The organism is Brevundimonas sp. P7753 (genome assembly GCF_013386595.1).
Taxonomy (GTDB): Bacteria; Pseudomonadota; Alphaproteobacteria; order Caulobacterales; family Caulobacteraceae; genus Brevundimonas; species Brevundimonas bullata.
Genome location: NZ_JACARP010000068.1, coordinates 11,474 through 28,289, shown reverse-complemented (window position 1 = coordinate 28,289; position 16,816 = coordinate 11,474). Strand labels below are relative to the sequence as shown.

Here is a 16,816-nt window from a genome sequence, read left to right as displayed (position 1 = left end):
TTTCCCCTCCCCGTCGCCCCTCAGCCCTTGTTCTTGTTGAAAATGCTCAGGATGATGAAGGCCAGACCGATCATGCCGGGCACTGCGGCGCTGCCGGCGATCGGATAGAAGGCGTCCATCTCGGCGAAGCTGACCATATAACCGAAGAGGGCGATGCCCAGGCTGACCGCCAGCAGGATGACGCCGACGCGCAGGTCGCGGGCCGCCGTCGCCGGCGCCTTGATGTTTTCCTTGCTGAGCGCGTCGATGACTTCAGGCGGCAGCGGCTGGCCCTTGTCGATGGCCGAACGCAGGGTCGCCTGCATCTCCTTGCGCTCTTTGCTCTTCAGCCAGTTCGGCACGATCACGATCGCGCCGATCATGATGAAGAACGCTATGGGAATGAACTCTTCCATGGGTTTCGCCCCTTCTTGAATAGTGGAGCCGAGCGTGACGCTGCGGCCTTCTGATAACAAGAGGCGGTGATCGCGCCGATCAGATGCAGGATCGCGCATGAACTCTTTGTAAGGTGGCGGCGGTCGTCACCACAGCGTGACTCGACTTCGGGCGCGCGGAGGCCAAGCGTCAGCCATCCTCAATCGACAGAGTGGCCCATGACCCGCATCATCTATCGCATCGTCCCCCACGACGGGGGCTGGGCCTACAAGCTGGGCGACAGCTTCTCCGAGACCTTCGCCACCCATGACGCCGCGCGCGCCGCCGCCGTCGCCGTCTCGCGCGAGCAGCAGGTGCCCGACCGCACCTCGTGGATCGAGTTCGAGGACAGCTCAGGTCAGTGGATCACCGAACGCGCGGACGGCCACGACCGCCCGGAAACCACCGTCGAGGATTAGGCGACGCCTAAGACTAGAGGAGCGCCTCGGCGTAGCGTTCGGGCTTGAAGCCGACCAGGGTCCGGCCGTCGCCCAGATCCAGCACCGGCCGCTTGATCATCGACGGCTGGGCCAGCATCAGGGCCACGGCCTTGTCGACGTTCAGGTCGGCCTTGTCGGTGTCCGACAGCTTGCGGAATGTGGTTCCGGCGCGGTTCAGCACCGCCTCCCACCCATGCTCGGCGATCCAGCGCTTCAGATCGGCCATGTTGGCGCCGGCGACCTTGTAGTCGTGGAAGGCGTAGTTCACGCCGTTTTCATCCAGCCAGACGCGCGCCTTCTTCATCGTGTCGCAGGCCTTGATGCCGTACAGGGTGATGGTCATGGGGCGTTCCCTCGCTTGCTGAGGGCCGCGATCTCGCATCGGGAGGCGGAGGGGTCAAATTCCGGTTTCTGGTTTGGCTCAGATGTCTGCTTTCAACCCATTGCAGACATTGCTTGCGCGGCTAGGATCGAGGCATGCGCCTTCCCTCATCGCTTGCGGCCGTCCTAACTGTGGGCATGACTGCGCTGTCTCCCGTGGACGCAGCAAGCTGTGAGGTGGCTATGAAAAATGATCCAGCGGCTTGGCTTGGCGCTTTTAGTCAACGCTGGTCTCACGAGGACTATCCACCAGTTAAGGTGCGCCCGGTCGCCCTGGAACAGGCGGAGAAGGCGTTGTCCTACACCTATCCTGACTCCTATCGCAGCGCGGTCCTAGCCATCGGCCTGCCGAGACCGACCACCGAACTATGGGACGCAATAGACGAGAGATCGGATCTTCCGCACCTGGGCGACTTCCTGACACCAGACGAGGCTGTCGAGGCTACCAGAGATTGGAGGCCGCTCGGTTATCCTGATGATCTGGCCCCTTTCGCGACCGATAGCTCGGGCAACCTGCTCTCGTTTCGCATGAGAGATCGCAGTGACGCCGTCTACATTTGGGATCATGATTTCGACACGGTCGAGCAGGTCGCTCCGTCCTTTGCTGCATTGCTGGAGGCCTATTGCCGCCTACCAGAGAGTACGGAGTAGGACCGCAAACCACCCTTAGCTGACGCGTGGAATGTCCGCAGACGACCATCAAGGTTCTAAAGTCACCATGAAGCTCTACGCCCACCCCTTCTCGTCCTACTGCCAGAAGTCGTTGATCGCGCTGTATGAGAACGACACGCCGTTCGCGTTCCGGTTGCTGGAGGGCGAGGGCGCCTTCGCTGAACTGACGGCGCTGTGGCCGATCCGAAAGTTTCCGGTGCTGCAGGACGGCGAGCGCACGGTCGTCGAGGCCACGGCCATCATCGAGCATCTGACCGTGCGTTATCCCGGCCTGTGCGACTGATGCCCCTCGCCCCCGCCAAGGCGCTCGAGGTGCGGATGATGCCGGGTGTTCGACCACTATGTCTCGACGCCGCCGCAGCAGCTGGTGGCCGACGCCCTGCGGCCAGAGGGAAAAACGCGATGCCTATGGCGTGGCTGATGAGAAGCGGATGCTGGACACGGCCTACGCCTGGCTGGACGAACGGCTGGCGGGCCGGGATTAGCTCCCAGCCCAATAAACAGTCACCCTCTCGTTGCTTCGAGTGTGACGGCTCCATGCGAAACAGTCACGCATAGTTCAGCCTTGGCAATCCGTCAGTATGACGTTCAGCGAGCTAGACCTGAACGTGCGCTCCTGATTTCCGCTGGATCTCTGATTGGTCCAGACAATCTAGCCAAGCTGGAACGAGGGACTCCCGACACCGACATTGTCACTCGCACTTGGTCCCCTGGACACATCCTGGCGCTGGTCGCTAAGTGAGGCTCCACGCGCACCCTCAGGGTAAAGGGCTCAAAACATGCGTGCTGGGTGTCCAATCGGTAGACGCGTCCCCGTGACGCTTGGAAATATCGGCTTTCCGGAAGAACGTGGTATCCAACTCGCTCGATCTGGTTCGGATAGACACACCCAACCATCGGGTCTCCTTCGACATCCTTCGCAGGAGCTGCAGTCATAGACCCAAGCAGAACAGATGCTGAAAGCATAAACATACGGATCATAGTATCCTCCTCTGCGGCCGCCCCATGCAATCAGAGCACCCCACACCAAAAAAATACCAGGGATTGTTGAACCATACGACCAGAGAAGTAACCAGTGGACGCCAACAGCCCTAACGCCGCATGCGAAGCCACGTGGACCGCTAACTCAGGCCCCACGGGCGCTCCTTAAACTGGCAAGATCAGGCCGCCTTCTGGCTCCACAGGTCGAGATCCGCCTCGCGGCCGATGAGGGCCAGGCCGGAGGCGATGGATTCGAACTCGCCGCCGGTTTCGATGCGGTCGGCGCCGAAGCGGCGGATGAAGATGTCGCGCACCGCCGGGACGAAGGAGGTGCCGCCGGTCAGGAAGACGCGGTCGATCTGCGCGCCCTCCAGACCTGACTGGGCCATGGCCTCGTCGACGGCGGCCTCCATGGCCTGAAGCTCGGGCGCGATCCAGCCCTCGAAGTCCGTGCGTTTGACCGGCTTCTCGATCCGCACCGATCCGGCGAGGAAGGAGAAGACCGCCTCCTCGTCCCGCGACAGGGCCTCTTTCAGACCCGAGACGGCGCGGTAGAGAGCATAGCCGTGGTTGTCGTCCAGCACCTCGATCAAGCGTTCGATCTTCTCGGGCTCCAGCGCGGTGGAGGCCAGACCGCGAATGTCGCGCATGTCCTTGGAGGCGCGCAGCAGAGCCAGCTGATCCCAGCGGGCGAAGGCGCTATAGTAGCGCTGCGGGATCGGCAGGCGGTTGTCGAAGGCGCGGTACAGGCTGCCCTTGCCCAGTTCCGGCGAGACCAGCTGGTCGATGATCCGATAGTCGAAGGCGTCGCCCGCCACGCCCACGCCCGACCGCGCCAGCGGCGTGGACTTCAGGGCGCCGTCGGCCCGCTCGAACCGCACGATGGAAAAGTCGCTGGTGCCGCCGCCGAAGTCGGCGACCAGGACATTGGCGTCCTGCTTCAGCTCGCGCGCAAAGAAGAAGGCCGCGCCGACGGGTTCGTAGGCATAGCGGATGTCGGTGAAACCAAGACGGGCGAAGGCCGCCTCATAACGCTCCAGCGCCAGGGCCTCGTTGGGATTGCCGCCCGCGAAAGTCACGGGACGGCCGACGATGATGCGCGGCGGCAGGTCGTCCATGGCTCCGTCGGCATGGTGCTTCAGCCGCAACAGGAAGGCCGACAGCAGATCCTCGAAGCGATAGCGGCGGTTGTCGATGCGAGTCTCGGTAAAGGCGGCGCTGGCGGCGAAGGTCTTGAACGACTGGATGAAGCGGGTGTCCAGCGGGTCCTCGACATAGGCGTCGATGGCCCAGGGCCCGGCCTCGATCACACGCTCGGGCGAGCCGCCGTCGCGGGCCTCGTGCAGTTGGAAGCTCAGCGCCGAGCGGAAGGCGAACAGGTCCTTCTCGTCCGTCTGGAACCGCACCAGGGTCGCGGGGCCGTCGCCATGGGTCAGCGACACCACCGTATTGGTCGTGCCGAAGTCGATGCCAATCGTGGCGGGCGTCGCGGACGTCATGGGAAAACCTGCGGGGAGAGGGGCCGGGGTTCGTAGCCCCCTGCCCGCTCACGTCAAGGGCGACAGCACCCTTGTCTCAGCATCGGCGAACAACCTAGCCGCCGTACCCTCGACCGCCGCCGCCGAATCCGCCGCGCGAGACGACCGTGGTGCGGCTCTGCACCCGGCTGGGGGCCTGACGGGCCACGTCGCCGTATTCCCGGCCGTTGGTCAGGGTCTGGCCGGTGCGATAGTCGCGATAGGCGTAACCGCCGCCATAACCGTTGGAATACTGGTTGTTGCGATCCCGGTACATCGGGCCGCCCCCGCGATAGCCGCCGCCGTTCAGCATCTGGCCGACGACGAAACCAGCCAGCAGCGGCGTGAAGAAGGAGCCGCCGCCGCTGTTGTTCGGCTGGCACTGCGACGGCCCCCACTGACCTTCGCATTCGGACTGGGTGGCGTAGCGCGGCGCGGTCTCGGCGGCGGCCTTCTGAGCGGCGGCCTGGGCGGCGTCGCACTCGGCGTCCGAGATGTCGTTGGCGGCGCGGCACTCGTCCAGCGAGGTATAGACCGGGGTGGGCTCCGGCTCGGGCGCAGCCACGCGCTGGGGCGACCCGCAGGCGGCCAGAGAGAAGCTGGCGGTGGCCATCAGGCTGCTGACGTGCAGGATGCGCGAGCGCTTCATCCGGCGCATCGTTACGGTCTTCGGCAGGTCCTTGGGATCAGTCATCGCGGTCACGCCGTCATGCAGGCGGCGTTCAGCAGCCCGACGCAGATGGAGATGGCGGCCAGATAGACCGCCGCCGCGATCTCGCCCGCCTCGATGCGGACGACCAGGTTGCGGAAGGCCATGCGGCTGATGGTGTCGAAGACCAGGATCTGGATCACGCCGGCCAGCAGGGCCCAGGCGGCGAACTCCATGAGGCTGACGGTGTGCGACAGGGCCGAGGCCAAGGGCAGGACGTAGCCGATCAGGGCGCCGCCGAGAGCGATGGAAGCGGCGGTGTTGCCTTCCCGGATCAGCGTATGCTCGTGATAGGGCGTGACCCATTGGTAGATCAGCTTGAACGCCAGGGTGAAGACCCCGGCCATGGCGAAGGCGATCAGGAAGGCGATCGCCCCCTGCTGAAACGTGAACCAGTCGAACATCTGCTGCATCTCCCCAGGCGCCGTCAGGCGCGAAACTCGGCCATTTCCAGAGGAATGCCGATCATGATTTCGTGTGTCGTCTCGCCGCCCTCGGGCTGCTGCTCCAAGGCGATCATCAGTTCGCGTCCGCCAGCCAGGTCGCGCCCGTACAGCATGCAGGTCTGGAAGATCTTCGCATAGGGCGTAACCGCCGTGCGGTCGTCCCAGATGGTTTCCCACAGAGTGACGGGCGGCTGGACGGCGTCGCTTTCAGAGAACCAGAAGCGCGGATAGTCGGGCAGTTCCTCGGCCGCGCCATGAAACACCGGCGCCGACAAGCGGTCGCGCCAGATACGGCGCTCGCGCTCGCCCGGCGGATAGGCCGAGGTCCAGGGGATGAACAGGCTGAAGTCGTAGCTTTCGGCCCCAGCCTCGTCGTCGCTCATGGCCTGAAGCATGACGTGGTCGTCGGTATAGAAGCGGTGAACGAACTGCCCGCCGTCCAGCGTGACCAGACCCTGGGCCGTGATGTCCAGCACGTCGCGGTCCAGGGTGAAAAGAGTCTCATCGCCCAGCCGACGCCAGGCCAGCGGGTCCAGCGCCACGGTGCGACCCACAGTGATGTTGCGCACTGTGGCGAGGCGCGATGCGGGCGCGGCCTTCTCCGACTGTCCGAAAAGCTTCTTGAACATGAGTGACTATCTAGGCCTGCGGCGAGCCGACTGCGAGAAAACACAGACGGTGCGACCGAATGATGCGGGTCATGGTCTGAAATTCCGTCCTGCATTGCCCGATGTCAAGCGTTCATGTTACGCGTTACATGAAACATGACCAAGCCCCCCGCCCCTCCCTCCGCCGCGACCGAGCGCATTCGTGCGTGGCGACAGGCGCGCCGCGAGGCCGGGCTGGTCAAGCTGGAGCTCTGGGTGCCCGAGGCCGCACGCGACGACGTCAAGGCGGCCGTCCGCGCCATCATCACCGATTCGACCCGCGGCCCCCATCTTGCCGGACGAGACCTTGCCGGCCGGGCGCGCCGCCCCACTTCTGACCCCATCACTTCTGGAGACGACCACCACATGGACGCCGTGATCGAAACCCCCTGGACCGTGCCGGCCATCAAGGAGGCCATGGACGCCTCGCCTCTGGTCCGCGAGGGCGAGATGACCCTGCGCGTGCTGGAAGGCGCGGACGCCGTGCTGCTGGCCACCATGCACGAATACGGCGATCTGCCGGTCTATCTCAGCGTCGGCGGGGCCCAGATCGTCTGTTCGGTGCTGCTGTGGCCCGTGGCCGAACAGGCCGACCGCCACGCCTTCAACGAGTTCCTGTTGAAGGCCCAGCGCGTGGTGCCGCTGTCGAACTTCGCCATCACTAACGTCGGCGGCGAGGACGTCTATGAGCTGATGGGCGAGCTGTCGTGCAAGACGACGCTGCAGACCATCCTGATCGAGTTGCGCACCCTGGCGGAAAACGCCATCGACGCCACCGAACTGCGTGAAACCTTCGGCGCCGACGCCGCCTGATCTCGGAGACCCCACCATGTCCATGCTCAGAAAACTCTCCGCCCTGTTTCGCGGCACCGCCCATGACGCGGCCCAAGGCGTCGTCGACGCCAATGCGCTGAAGATCCTCGATCAGGAAATCCGCGACGCCGATAACGCTCAGGGCAAGGCGCGCGACGACCTGGCCGGCCTGGTGGCGCGCCGCCGCATGGCCGAAAACGAAATGGCCAGCTTCCATGACCAGATCGCCAAGTATGAAAGCTCGGCGCGCTCGGCCCTGGGTCAGGGCAAGACCGATCTGGCGCGCGAAGTCGCCGGCCGCATCGCCGAACTGGAAGTCGAGATCAACAGCCGCGGCCCGCTGATCGAGGACATGAAGACGGCTGAGGCGCGGCTGCGCACCGCCATCGCCTCGACCGACCAGAAGATCGAGACGCTTCGTCGCGAGATCGACATCGTCAAGGTCAACGAGTCCGTCCAGCGCGCCCAGACCTCGGTGGCGCTGAACTCGGCCGGCGCCCAGTCGCGCATCGGCTCAGCCGCCGACAGCCTGCAACGCATCAAGCAGCGCCAGGCCGTGCAGGAAGAAAAACTGCGCGAGAATCAGGCCCTGGAAGACCGCCGCACCGGCGCCGATCTGGACGCCAAGCTGCGCGACGCCGGCATCCTGCCCGGCCATTCCTCGGCCGACGACGTCCTGGCTCGCCTGACCCAGAAGGATGTGACCATCGTCACCCCGCGCATCGGCCAATCTGCGCCCATCGCGGACAAGGACCCGGCCTGATCCATGCAACGTCTGCGCCTTGATCCCCGCCCTGACTGGGACGCCCAGGCCGACAGCCTCGGCTTCACCTGGCGTCACACCGGCGGCGAACTCTATTGGGACGAAACCGCCGCCTATGCCTTTACGATGGCCGAGGTCGAGGACGGGATCGAGGCGCCGACCGAGGAGTTGCACGCCATGTGCCTGGATCTGGTCGCCGAGGCGGTCCAGTCCGAACGGCTGATGGAGCACCTCGACATCCCCGAGTCCATGCGAGACTACGTCGCCGCCAGCTGGAACCGGGGCGATCCGTCGCTCTATGGCCGCTTCGACTTCGCCTATGACGGCACGGGTCCGGCCAAGCTCTACGAATACAACGCCGACACCCCGACCAGCATCTATGAGACGGCGGTGTTCCAGTGGTTGTGGCTGGAGGATCAGATCAAGGCCGGCGTCCTGCCCGCCGACGTCGATCAGTTCAACAGCCTGCACGAGAAGCTAGTTGAGCGCTTCCGGGCCATCTTCCCGGGCGGCGGCTTCGTCCACTTCAGTTCGGACGCAGACTTCGTCGAGGATCGCCAGACCGTGCGCTTCCTCGAAGACCTGGCCCAGCAGGCCGGGCTGGACCCGCAGTTCGTCGCCATCGACCAGATCGGCCTGAACGCGGACGGACAGTTCGTGGACCACGAGAACTGGATCATCCAGGCGATGTTCAAGCTCTATCCGTGGGAGCAGATGCTGCGCGACGACTATGCCGCGCCGCTGCCGATGGCGGGGATGACGGTGCTGGAACCGGCGTGGAAGAGCATCCTGTCCAACAAGGCGATCCTGCCCCTGCTGTGGGAACGCCATGCCGGCCACCCCAACCTGCTGGAAGCCTATTTCGAGGACGATCCGGCGCATTCAGCCCTTGGATCATCCTACGTCCGCAAGCCCTTGTTTTCACGCGAAGGCGCCAATGTCGAACTGATCGACCAGGGCCGTAGCGTCGCCGAGATCATCGACGGCGGCTATGGCGAGGGACGCTGGATCCGTCAGGCACTTTGCAATCCGCCGAGCTTCGACGGCAACCATGTCATCGTCGGCTCATGGGTTGTCGGAGACGAGGCCGCCGGCATGAGCCTGCGCGAGGATGTCAGCCTGATCACCCGCAACACCTCTCGCTTCCTGCCCCACTTCATCCGCGACTGAACAGCCCGGACAGCAGACGTCAGTCGCCGTTGGGCAGTCGCGCGATGAAGTGCCCCTTGATGCCTTCGGGCCAGTCGCGATAGGCGACGGCGCCCTCGGGGCTGGCGGCGTAGAGGCGGGCGAAGTCGACAACGGCCTGGGCGTCTTCTGGCGTCGGCGCGAACCGCCCCGCCAGATAGCCGGGCTTGTTCTGCCCGGACAGATAGACGGAACAGCGGCTGGCGCAGGCCCAAAGACAGGCCTGTTCCTCGACACGAAGACCGTCGACGTCCGCCCCCGCGGCTTCAATCAGACCGAGCAGACGCTGGCCGCCGGTGCGGCCTTCGGCGTCCACCGGCTCCTCGTCCGAATGACGGCAGGTGGTGCAGACGATCAGGCGCGCCGTCATCAGAACTCGACCCCGGCCTGCGCCTTCACGCCGCTGCGGAACGGGTGCTTGACCATCTGCATGTCGGTAACCAGATCCGCCGCCTCGATCAGCTCGGGCGGCGCATTGCGGCCGGTGATGACGACGTGCGTATCGGCCGGGCGGGCGGCCAGCACCGCCAGCACCTCTTCGACCGGCAGATAATCATAGCGCAGGGCGATGTTCAGCTCGTCGCACACGACCATCTTCCACTCCGGATCCATGATCCGCGCCTTGGCGGCGTCCCACGCCTCGCGCACCTTGGCGATGTCGCGGGTGCGGTCCTGCGTGTCCCAGGTGAAGCCCTCGCCCATGGGCCGCATCTCGACCAGATCGGGAAAGCCGTCGAACAGGTTCTGTTCGCCCGTCTCCATCGCCCCCTTGATGAACTGGATGATCGACGTCTTCATCCCGTGGCCGATCATGCGGCAGACCATGCCCAGCGCCGCCGTGGTCTTGCCCTTGCCGGTCCCGGTGTGGACGATGACCAGACCGCGCTCGACCGTCTTGCCGGCCATCATCCGGGCGCGGGCGGCCTGAACCTTCTTCATCTTCTCGGCGTGGCGGGCGTTCAGCTCAGCTTCGGTCATCGGCACGTTTCTTTTTCAGGCGACAGGTCGAGTTCAAAGGCTTGGCCCCAGGCGGTTTCGGCCCCGCGTCCGATGGCGGCGACGGCGCGGGTCATGGCGCCGTCGCGGTTCAGACAGCGGTCGGCCAGGGCCACGATCAGGGGATTGGGCGTGGCGGTCGGGGCCAGGCTACGCAGGCGCTTGGCCCAGTCCGCCTCGCGGCCCGGCGCGGTGCGGTCACAGGCGATCACATAGGCCGCCGCCGTCGAGCGGCTGACCCCGGCCCAGCAATGGATGAGCAAGGGCCGCGTCCCGTCCCAGCTTGCCGCAAAGGCCAGCAAGGCGGCGACATCCGCCTCGGTCGGCGGCGTCAGGCCTTCACACGGCTCGACGATGTCGTTGAACCTCAGGTCCAGCCGGTGCGGCGGAGCCTTGGCCAAGAGGGCATCGACATGGCCGGGCGAGGCCAGGCTGATCAGGTGCGACGGCTGATGACGCGTCACCAGACCCGCCACCTCATGCAAGGGCGCGACGATCAGCTTCATCGCACCGCCAGCCCGGCAACGGCCAGCAGGAAGCCGACCTCGAACGCCTGCTCGACCGCGCCCAGAACATCTCCGGTGCGTCCGCCGATCAGCCGCCAGGCCAGCCAGGCCGGAATGGCGGCTGTCGCCAGTCCCAGCGCCACAGCCCCTGCCCCCGTGGCCGGCGAGAAGAAGGTCAGCGGCCACAGGGCGATCAGAGCGGCCACGGTCAGTCCGAGCCAGGAGGCGCGATCTGGGCGGCCCTCCTTGGCCATGCCGGGGTGGCCGCCATAGGGCATGATCGCCATGGCCCCGACCGCCGCCGCCCGCCCCAGGCCATGCGAGGCCAGCAGCGCAACCGCCGCGAACAGGAGCGAGGCCTGGGTCAGCATGGCCAGGGCCGCCACGCGCAGAGCCAGGGTCAGCCCCAGCGCCAGGGCCCCATAGGAGCCCAACCGGCTGTCCTTCATGATCTCCAGCCGCCGCGTACGGGTCAGGCCCCCGCCCAGCCCGTCCGCCGTATCGGCCAGTCCGTCCTCATGAAAGCCGCCGGTCAGCACGACACCCGCCGCCACCGCCAGCAGGGCCGCGATCCACGGGTTCCAGACCTGGGCCGCACCATAGAGGGTCAGGGCGGACAGCGCCCCGACGACCTGGCCGACCAACGGATAGTAGCGCGCGCTCTGCTGTATCCATTCCGGCTGGAAACCGGCCAGTTGCGGCGTCGGGATGCGCGTCAGGAACTGCACGGCGCAGACGAACAGGCGCGCCTCATGCCGGATCACCCCGCGGCCTCCAGCACGTCGGCCAATTCGGCGACCTCGGACAGCAGGGCGCAGGCCGCCTTGACCAGCGGCACAGCCAGAAGGGCGCCCGTCCCCTCGCCCAGCCGCATGTCCAGCTCCAGCAGAGGCCGGGCATTCATGGCGTCCAGCATCAGGCGATGCCCCGCCTCGGCCGAGGCGTGGGCGAACAGGCAATAGTCGCGGGCCGCGGGGACCAGGCGCACCGCCAGCAGGGCCGCCGCCGTGCCGATGAAGCCGTCCACCAGAACCGGGACCCCGGCCCTGGCCGCCGCCAACAGGGCGCCGGCCATCATGGCGATCTCATAGCCGCCGAACTGGGTCAGCACATCGAAGGGCGCGGTGACATCAGATCGGGCCCCAGCCCTGGCCAGAACCGCGCGCTTCCTCGCCATGCCTTCCGGCGAGTGTCCCGCCCCCTGCCCCACGCAATCGTCCAGCGGAGCAGGGGCCAGCCGATGCATCAGCAGAGCCGCCGAAGCGCTGTTGCCGATGCCCATTTCACCCAAGGCGATCAGATCAGCGCCATCGGCGATTGCGGCTTGCGCCACACGCGCGCCCGCCAGCAGCGCGGCCTGGGCCTGAGCGGACGTCATGGCCGGTTCGACCGAGGCGTCCTGCGTGCCCCATGCGACCTTGGCGTGGATCAGGCCCGCCCGGTCCGACAAGTCGGCGGCCACGCCCGCGTCGATCACCTGGACCTTCGCCCCGACCACGCGGGCAAAGGCGTTGGCGCTGGCCCTGCCCGCCAGCAGAGCATCGACCATGGCCACGGTCACGCCGGACGGAAAGGCCGCCACGCCCGAGCGGGTCAGGCCATGGTCGCCGGCGAAGACCAGCAGCACCGGGCGCTCGACGACCGGCTTCAGCCGCTGCTGGATCAGGCCCAGCGTCAGGGCCAGTTCCTCGATCCGTCCCAGGGCGCCCGGCGGCTTGGCCTTGCCGTCCAGCATCTGCTGCAAAGCAGACTGGGGCGCCCGGTCCAGGGCGGGCACGGCGAACAGGTCGGTCAAGATCAATGCGGCCATGCCAGGCCTCCTACAATCAAGAGCAAGATCAGGGCGGCGCAGGCCAGGCCATAGACGCGAAGACCCCGGTTCAGATCATGGGCGCGCGGCGGCGCCCAGTCGCCGAAATCGGGGCGGTCGGTGATGATCCCGTCATAGCGAACCGGCCCGCCCAGCCGAACCCGAAGCGCGCCCGCCATGGCCGCCTCGGTCCAGCCGGCGTTGGGCGAAGCGTGCTTGCGGGCGTCGCGCCACATGACGCGCCAGCCCTGCCAGCCGCCCAGCGCGATCAGGGTCCCGGCGATCCGCGCAGGAATCCAGTTCATCACATCGTCAGTGCGCGCCGCCGCCCAGCCGAAGGCGCGCCAGCGCGGCTCCATGTGGCCGATCATGCTGTCGGCGGTGTTGACGGCCTTGTAGGCGAACAGACCCGGCAGACCGCCGACCACGAACCAGAAGACCGGCGCGACCACCCCGTCGCAAAAGCTCTCGGCCAGACTTTCCAGCGCGGCGCCCGCCACCTCGCCTTCGTCCATCGCCTCGACGTCGCGACCGACGATCATGCTGACGGCGAGGCGCGCAGCAGGCAGATCGCCGGCCGCCAACGGACGCGCCACGGCGCGGACGTGGTCGAACAGGCTGCGCGCCGCCAGCCCCGTCGCCCCCCAGATCAGCAACAGGGCAAGTCCCGGCCAGAAGGGCGCCGTTGCGGCCAGCCGCTCAAGGCCCCAGCCCGCGCCGCCCGCCACGACCACCAGGATCAGAACCGTCAGGACGCCCAGCGCGCGCCTTGACTTCGCTGGCCACGCCGCGCGGTTCCAGCGCCGTTCCAGGGTCGCTATCAGACCGCCGATCCAGACGACCGGATGGCTGAGGCGGCGCGGCCAGCCGAACGCCCCCTCGACCAGCAGGGCGCCCGCGACGATCCACGGCGTCGGCACGCTAGCGGGCACGGCCGACCATTTCGAGCACCGGACCGCGCAGGCCGTCCAGCGTGCGGGCCTCGACGCCATAGGCCGCCTTCAGCACGGCGGGCGACAGGGCCTCGACCGGCGCGGCGTCGGCCAGCACCCGCCCCTCGGCCAGAACGATCACGCGGTCTGCAACCCGCAGGGCGGCGTCGAGGTCATGCAGGGTGAGGATGACGCCGCGCCCCTCTTCATCCGCCAGCCGCCGGAACAGGTCGCAGGCGTCCAGCACATGGCCGGGGTCCAGCCCCGCCAAAGGCTCGTCCGCCAGCAGCCATTGCGGATCACCGGCCAGGGCGCGGGCGATCAGGACGCGCGCCCGCTCGCCGCCAGACAAGCTCGAAACCACACGGTCGGCGAAGGCCTGAACGCCTGTGACGGTCAGGGCGCGATCCACCGCCGCCCAGTCCTGAGCGGTCAGGCCCCAGGCGCCGACATAGGGCGTGCGGCCCAGACCCACGAAGGTCCGCCCGTCCACCGCCCAGGCGATCTCGGCGTTCTGGGGCAGATAGGCGATGCGGCGTGCCCGCTCTCGCGACGGCAGGTCGCCCAGCGCTCGTTCGTCCAGCGTGACGCGCCCGGCATCGGGCTTCCTCAACGCCGCCAGACAGTCCAGCAGGGTCGACTTGCCCGCCCCGTTCGGCCCGACCACCGCCGTCACCAAGCCCGGCGCGAAGACCGCGCCGACGCCGTCCAGAACCGCTTTGTCGCCCAGTCGGACAGACAGATTGTCCGCGCTCAGAATGCTCACGCCAGCTTCCTCCGCATCCCGATCAACAGAGCCAGGAAGAAGGGGCCGCCCAGGGCCGCCATGGCCACGCCCAGCTTGATCTCCGCCGCCGAAGGCGTCAGCCGCACCAGTATGTCCGCCGCCAGCACCAGGGCCGCCCCGCCTAGGGCCGAGGGCAGCAGCAGACCGCCGGGCCGCGCCCCGATCAGAGGCCGCAGCAGGTGTGGTACGATCAGGCCCACGAAACCGATGGACCCGGTCACCGCCACCGCCGAACCCACCGCCAGCGCGGCGCCCAGCGCCAGCATCAAGCGACCGATGTCCAGCCGCACCCCCAGCGACCGCGCCCCGGCCTCGCCCAGGGTCAGGGCGTCTAGCGTCCGCCCCTGGGTCATCAGCAGCAGGCAGCCGAGGATCATGCCGGGCGCCGCCAACTTCAGCTCGACGACGCTGCGGTCGGCCAGAGAGCCCATCAGCCAGTTGACGATCTCGTTCACCGCCCAGGGGTTGGGGGCGAGGTTGAGCGCCAAGGCCACCCCGGCGCCGGCCATGGTCTGGATCACCACGCCGGCCAGGATGAAGGTGACGACGCTGCTGGTCGCCCCCGCCAGCGCCAGCAGCAGGACCACGCCCAGCCCCGCGCCGACCATGGCCGCGCCGGGCAGCACCCAGGGCGCGCTGGCCGCCGCGCCCAGATAGAAGGTCAGCACCGCGCCCAGCGCCGCCATGGTCGAGACGCCCAGCATGCCCGGATCGGCCAGCGGATTGCGCGTATAGCCCTGCAGCGCCGCCCCGGTCAGGCCCAGCACCGCCCCGACCATCAGGGCCAGGACGGTGCGCGGCAGACGCAGCTCGAACAGGATGGCCCAGGCCGGATCGCCACGCTGGGCGGCCCAGCCGCTCCACGGGACCCAAACGCGCCCAGCGCTCATGCTGGCGATGAACAGCGCGGCGATCAGGGCCAGCAGCCCGATCATGATCAAGGGACGCGGCAGGGTCATGTCAGGGCCTCCAGCGCCGTGCGGCGCGCCTGAGCCAGAGCGGCGGCGGTCTGGATCAGCACCGGGCCGCCGCAATAGAGCAGCTTCTCGTCCAGTTGCGCCTGCACCATCCGACCGGACAGCGAGGCCAGCGCCGGGTGGCGCATCACCCGGTCGGCCCAGGTGCGGGATCCCTGCGCCGGCGTGCCGCTGAGCAGGACCTGCGGCGGATCGGCCAGCAACCGCTCGACCGGGACATTGCCCCATTTGCCGAGGCCGTACCGCCCAGCCACGTTGTCGAACCCGACGTGGGTCATCATCTCGTCCATCAGGGTGCCCCGCCCGGCGGCGAAGCCGTTGGGCTGATAGATCAGGGCCTTCAGCGGCTGCGATCCCGGCGGCGGCGCAGCGGCGGCGAGGGCCGCCTCGATGCGGGCGATCAGGGCCTCGCCCCGCGCCGGGCGACCGACCAGCCGGGCCACCTCGCGCACCTGATCCACACTGGCGGCCACGCTGTCGGGCACGGCGAACAGCTCGGTCGGGATGTTCATGCGGCCCAGGGCATTGCGGGTGGCCAGGGCGCTGTGGCGGCTGGTCAGCACCAGATCGGGGCGCAGAGCGATGACCTCTTCCGCCGTCTCCCAAGTGAAGGGCAAGGTCTTGGCCACCTCGGAAATGGTCGAGCCGACCGGCTCGCGCGCATAGTGGCTGAGGGCCGCGATCTGCCCTCGGTCGGCGACGTGGACCAGGATGGCGTCGAGGCAGGCGTTCAGCGAGACGATGCGACGGGGCGCAGGATGCGCCACGGCGGGCGCGGCGATCAGGGCCGCCCCTGCTCCAACCAAGGCCGTTCGCCGCGTCGTACTCACGAGAAGGCCTCCAGCGCGCGGGCCAATCGTCGCATATCCCGCTCGGTCGGCACGCCGAAGCGCAGAGCATCGGGCGTATGGTCGAAGGGCCGGGTCAGGATTCCACCCCGGCACAGGTGCTGGAACCAGCGTGCGGCGTGCGGCGTGCGCGTCATGCGGAACAAGCTGGTTCCTCCCACGATCTGGAACCCCGCGCGCGTCAGCCTTTGATCCAGTCTCCCCGCCCGTTCGTCCAGAGCGGCGGACGTCCGCGACCGCCATTCGGCGGCGGCATAGGCGCCGCGCCCCATGGTGATGGCGTCTGCGCCGACCGGCCAATCTCCCAGCAAGTCGCGCAGCCGCTGGATCATATCCGGCGCGGCCAGCATAAAGCCCAGCCGCACGCCAGCCAGTCCATAGAACTTGCCGAACGAGCGCAGGACGATCAGGCCGGGTTCGATCAGGTCCGACACGCTGTCGCCCGGCGCGCATTCGATGAAGGACTCGTCCACCACCAGCCAGCGTCCCGCGGCCGAACGCTCGCGCGCCATGGCGATCAGGTCGGCGCGCCGGGTCAGACGGCCGTCGGGATTGTTCGGATTGACGATGACCAGCACGCCCGCCTGCGACGCCGCCGCCTGATCGGCTGCGATCAGGCGCGTCGCCACGGCCGCCGCTCGCCAGGCCTCGGCGTGGGCGCCATAGGTCGGACCGACGATCTCGACCGAGCGCACGCCCAGCAGCAGGGGCAGAAGGCGGATCGCCGCCTCGGCACCGGCTGCCGCCGCCGTCCGTTCCGGCGCGCTGCCGAAGGCCGCCGCCGCCGCCGTCTCCAGCGCGACCAGGGCGGCGGGATCGGGCAGACGGTTCAGCTCCGCCTCCGGGGCGCGCGGACCGCGCCACGGCTCGGGGTTGATCCCGGTGGACAGGTCCAACCACGGTCGCGGCGCGTCGGGATAGGCGGCGGCGGCCCTCATCAGACCGCCGCCGTGCCGGGTCGCCGTCGTCAGAAACGCGGCGTCATGCAT

Annotated in this window: 23 protein-coding genes; 7 read left to right on the top strand and 16 right to left on the bottom strand. The window is 67.7% G+C overall.

What is annotated here, in order from left to right; genetic code table 11:
• Positions 1-20: 20 nt before the first annotated feature.
• Positions 21-494 carry a DUF6249 domain-containing protein gene (locus HX774_RS13275; protein WP_326969792.1) on the bottom strand — a complete coding sequence of 158 codons (474 nt, stop codon included), beginning with the start codon at positions 492-494 and terminating at the stop codon, positions 21-23.
• 99 nt (positions 495-593) lie between these two features.
• On the opposite strand from HX774_RS13275, the gene HX774_RS13270 reads away from it, so the two are divergent.
• Positions 594-833 carry a DUF2188 domain-containing protein gene (locus HX774_RS13270; RefSeq protein WP_114816694.1) on the top strand — a complete coding sequence of 80 codons (240 nt, stop codon included), beginning with the start codon at positions 594-596 and terminating at the stop codon, positions 831-833.
• 13 nt (positions 834-846) lie between these two features.
• On the opposite strand, the gene HX774_RS13265 is transcribed toward HX774_RS13270, so the two are convergent.
• Complete coding sequence (locus HX774_RS13265) at positions 847-1,197, bottom strand: ArsC family reductase (protein WP_178827445.1); 351 nt, start codon at positions 1,195-1,197, stop codon at positions 847-849.
• Between the two features lie 134 nt (positions 1,198-1,331).
• Here HX774_RS13265 and HX774_RS13260 point away from each other — a divergent pair, with 134 nt between their 5' ends.
• The 3 genes from HX774_RS13260 to HX774_RS19770 all read left to right on the top strand — a co-directional run bounded on the left by HX774_RS13260 (position 1,332) and on the right by HX774_RS19770 (position 2,392).
• A complete protein-coding gene (locus HX774_RS13260; RefSeq protein WP_178827443.1) occupies positions 1,332-1,886 on the top strand; it encodes an SMI1/KNR4 family protein in 555 nt (184 codons plus the stop codon).
• 67 nt (positions 1,887-1,953) lie between these two features.
• Positions 1,954-2,190, top strand: a complete 237-nt coding sequence (locus HX774_RS19775) for a glutathione S-transferase family protein (RefSeq protein WP_218650421.1) — start codon at positions 1,954-1,956, stop codon at positions 2,188-2,190.
• A 58-nt stretch (positions 2,191-2,248) separates the two neighbouring features.
• Positions 2,249-2,392 (top strand): hypothetical protein, encoded by a 144-nt coding sequence (locus tag HX774_RS19770; protein WP_218650420.1) that lies wholly within the window; start codon positions 2,249-2,251, stop codon positions 2,390-2,392.
• A 675-nt stretch (positions 2,393-3,067) separates the two neighbouring features.
• Here the strand turns inward: HX774_RS19770 and HX774_RS13250 are convergent.
• From HX774_RS13250 to HX774_RS13235, 4 genes are all read right to left on the bottom strand, one after another.
• Positions 3,068-4,387 (bottom strand): Hsp70 family protein, encoded by a 1,320-nt coding sequence (locus HX774_RS13250; protein WP_178827441.1) that lies wholly within the window; start codon positions 4,385-4,387, stop codon positions 3,068-3,070.
• Positions 4,388-4,481: 94 nt separating this feature from the next.
• Positions 4,482-5,099 carry a DUF1190 domain-containing protein gene (locus HX774_RS13245; RefSeq protein WP_178827439.1) on the bottom strand — a complete coding sequence of 206 codons (618 nt, stop codon included), beginning with the start codon at positions 5,097-5,099 and terminating at the stop codon, positions 4,482-4,484.
• 5 nt (positions 5,100-5,104) lie between these two features.
• A complete protein-coding gene (locus tag HX774_RS13240; protein WP_178827437.1) occupies positions 5,105-5,518 on the bottom strand; it encodes a DUF350 domain-containing protein in 414 nt (137 codons plus the stop codon).
• Between the two features lie 23 nt (positions 5,519-5,541).
• Positions 5,542-6,189: a YjfK family protein gene (locus tag HX774_RS13235; RefSeq protein ID WP_178827435.1), complete on the bottom strand. Its 648-nt coding sequence runs from the start codon at positions 6,187-6,189 to the stop codon at positions 5,542-5,544.
• 135 nt (positions 6,190-6,324) lie between these two features.
• Here HX774_RS13235 and HX774_RS13230 point away from each other — a divergent pair, with 135 nt between their 5' ends.
• Genes HX774_RS13230 through HX774_RS13220 form a run of 3 tightly spaced genes read left to right on the top strand, consistent with a single transcriptional unit; the run spans position 6,325 to position 8,953 of the window.
• Positions 6,325-7,020: a YjfI family protein gene (locus tag HX774_RS13230; RefSeq protein ID WP_178827433.1), complete on the top strand. Its 696-nt coding sequence runs from the start codon at positions 6,325-6,327 to the stop codon at positions 7,018-7,020.
• 16 nt (positions 7,021-7,036) lie between these two features.
• Positions 7,037-7,783, top strand: a complete 747-nt coding sequence (locus HX774_RS13225; RefSeq protein WP_178827431.1) for a PspA/IM30 family protein — start codon at positions 7,037-7,039, stop codon at positions 7,781-7,783.
• Positions 7,784-7,786: 3 nt separating this feature from the next.
• Complete coding sequence (locus tag HX774_RS13220; protein ID WP_178827429.1) at positions 7,787-8,953, top strand: glutathionylspermidine synthase family protein; 1,167 nt, start codon at positions 7,787-7,789, stop codon at positions 8,951-8,953.
• 19 nt (positions 8,954-8,972) lie between these two features.
• Here HX774_RS13220 and HX774_RS13215 read toward each other — a convergent pair whose 3' ends face one another.
• From HX774_RS13215 to cobD, 10 genes are read right to left on the bottom strand one after another with little or no spacing between them, the layout of a single operon-like run.
• Positions 8,973-9,341: a DUF1636 domain-containing protein gene (locus HX774_RS13215; protein WP_178827427.1), complete on the bottom strand. Its 369-nt coding sequence runs from the start codon at positions 9,339-9,341 to the stop codon at positions 8,973-8,975.
• Complete coding sequence (gene cobO / locus HX774_RS13210; protein WP_178827425.1) at positions 9,341-9,949, bottom strand: cob(I)yrinic acid a,c-diamide adenosyltransferase; 609 nt, start codon at positions 9,947-9,949, stop codon at positions 9,341-9,343. Before cobO ends, HX774_RS13215 begins: the two co-directional genes overlap by 1 nt.
• Entirely contained in the window at positions 9,946-10,473 is a 528-nt protein-coding gene (locus HX774_RS13205; protein WP_178827423.1) for a tyrosine phosphatase family protein, read from the bottom strand. The genes cobO and HX774_RS13205 overlap by 4 nt, the downstream gene beginning before the upstream one ends.
• The gene (cobS, locus tag HX774_RS13200) at positions 10,470-11,237 is read right to left on the bottom strand and encodes an adenosylcobinamide-GDP ribazoletransferase (protein ID WP_370523592.1); all 768 of its coding nucleotides are present in this window, start codon (positions 11,235-11,237) and stop codon (positions 10,470-10,472) included. Before cobS ends, HX774_RS13205 begins: the two co-directional genes overlap by 4 nt.
• Positions 11,234-12,283: a nicotinate-nucleotide--dimethylbenzimidazole phosphoribosyltransferase gene (gene cobT / locus HX774_RS13195; protein WP_178827421.1), complete on the bottom strand. Its 1,050-nt coding sequence runs from the start codon at positions 12,281-12,283 to the stop codon at positions 11,234-11,236. Before cobT ends, cobS begins: the two co-directional genes overlap by 4 nt.
• A complete protein-coding gene (cbiB, locus tag HX774_RS13190; protein ID WP_370523590.1) occupies positions 12,271-13,215 on the bottom strand; it encodes an adenosylcobinamide-phosphate synthase CbiB in 945 nt (314 codons plus the stop codon). The genes cobT and cbiB overlap by 13 nt, the downstream gene beginning before the upstream one ends.
• Positions 13,205-13,981: an ABC transporter ATP-binding protein gene (locus HX774_RS13185; RefSeq protein ID WP_178827416.1), complete on the bottom strand. Its 777-nt coding sequence runs from the start codon at positions 13,979-13,981 to the stop codon at positions 13,205-13,207. The genes cbiB and HX774_RS13185 overlap by 11 nt, the downstream gene beginning before the upstream one ends.
• Positions 13,978-14,961 (bottom strand): iron ABC transporter permease, encoded by a 984-nt coding sequence (locus tag HX774_RS13180; protein WP_178827414.1) that lies wholly within the window; start codon positions 14,959-14,961, stop codon positions 13,978-13,980. Before HX774_RS13180 ends, HX774_RS13185 begins: the two co-directional genes overlap by 4 nt.
• A complete protein-coding gene (locus HX774_RS13175; RefSeq protein WP_178827413.1) occupies positions 14,958-15,809 on the bottom strand; it encodes an ABC transporter substrate-binding protein in 852 nt (283 codons plus the stop codon). Before HX774_RS13175 ends, HX774_RS13180 begins: the two co-directional genes overlap by 4 nt.
• On the bottom strand, positions 15,806-16,816 hold the full coding sequence (gene cobD / locus HX774_RS13170; protein WP_178827411.1) for a threonine-phosphate decarboxylase CobD: 1,011 nt from the start codon (positions 16,814-16,816) through the stop codon (positions 15,806-15,808). The genes HX774_RS13175 and cobD overlap by 4 nt, the downstream gene beginning before the upstream one ends.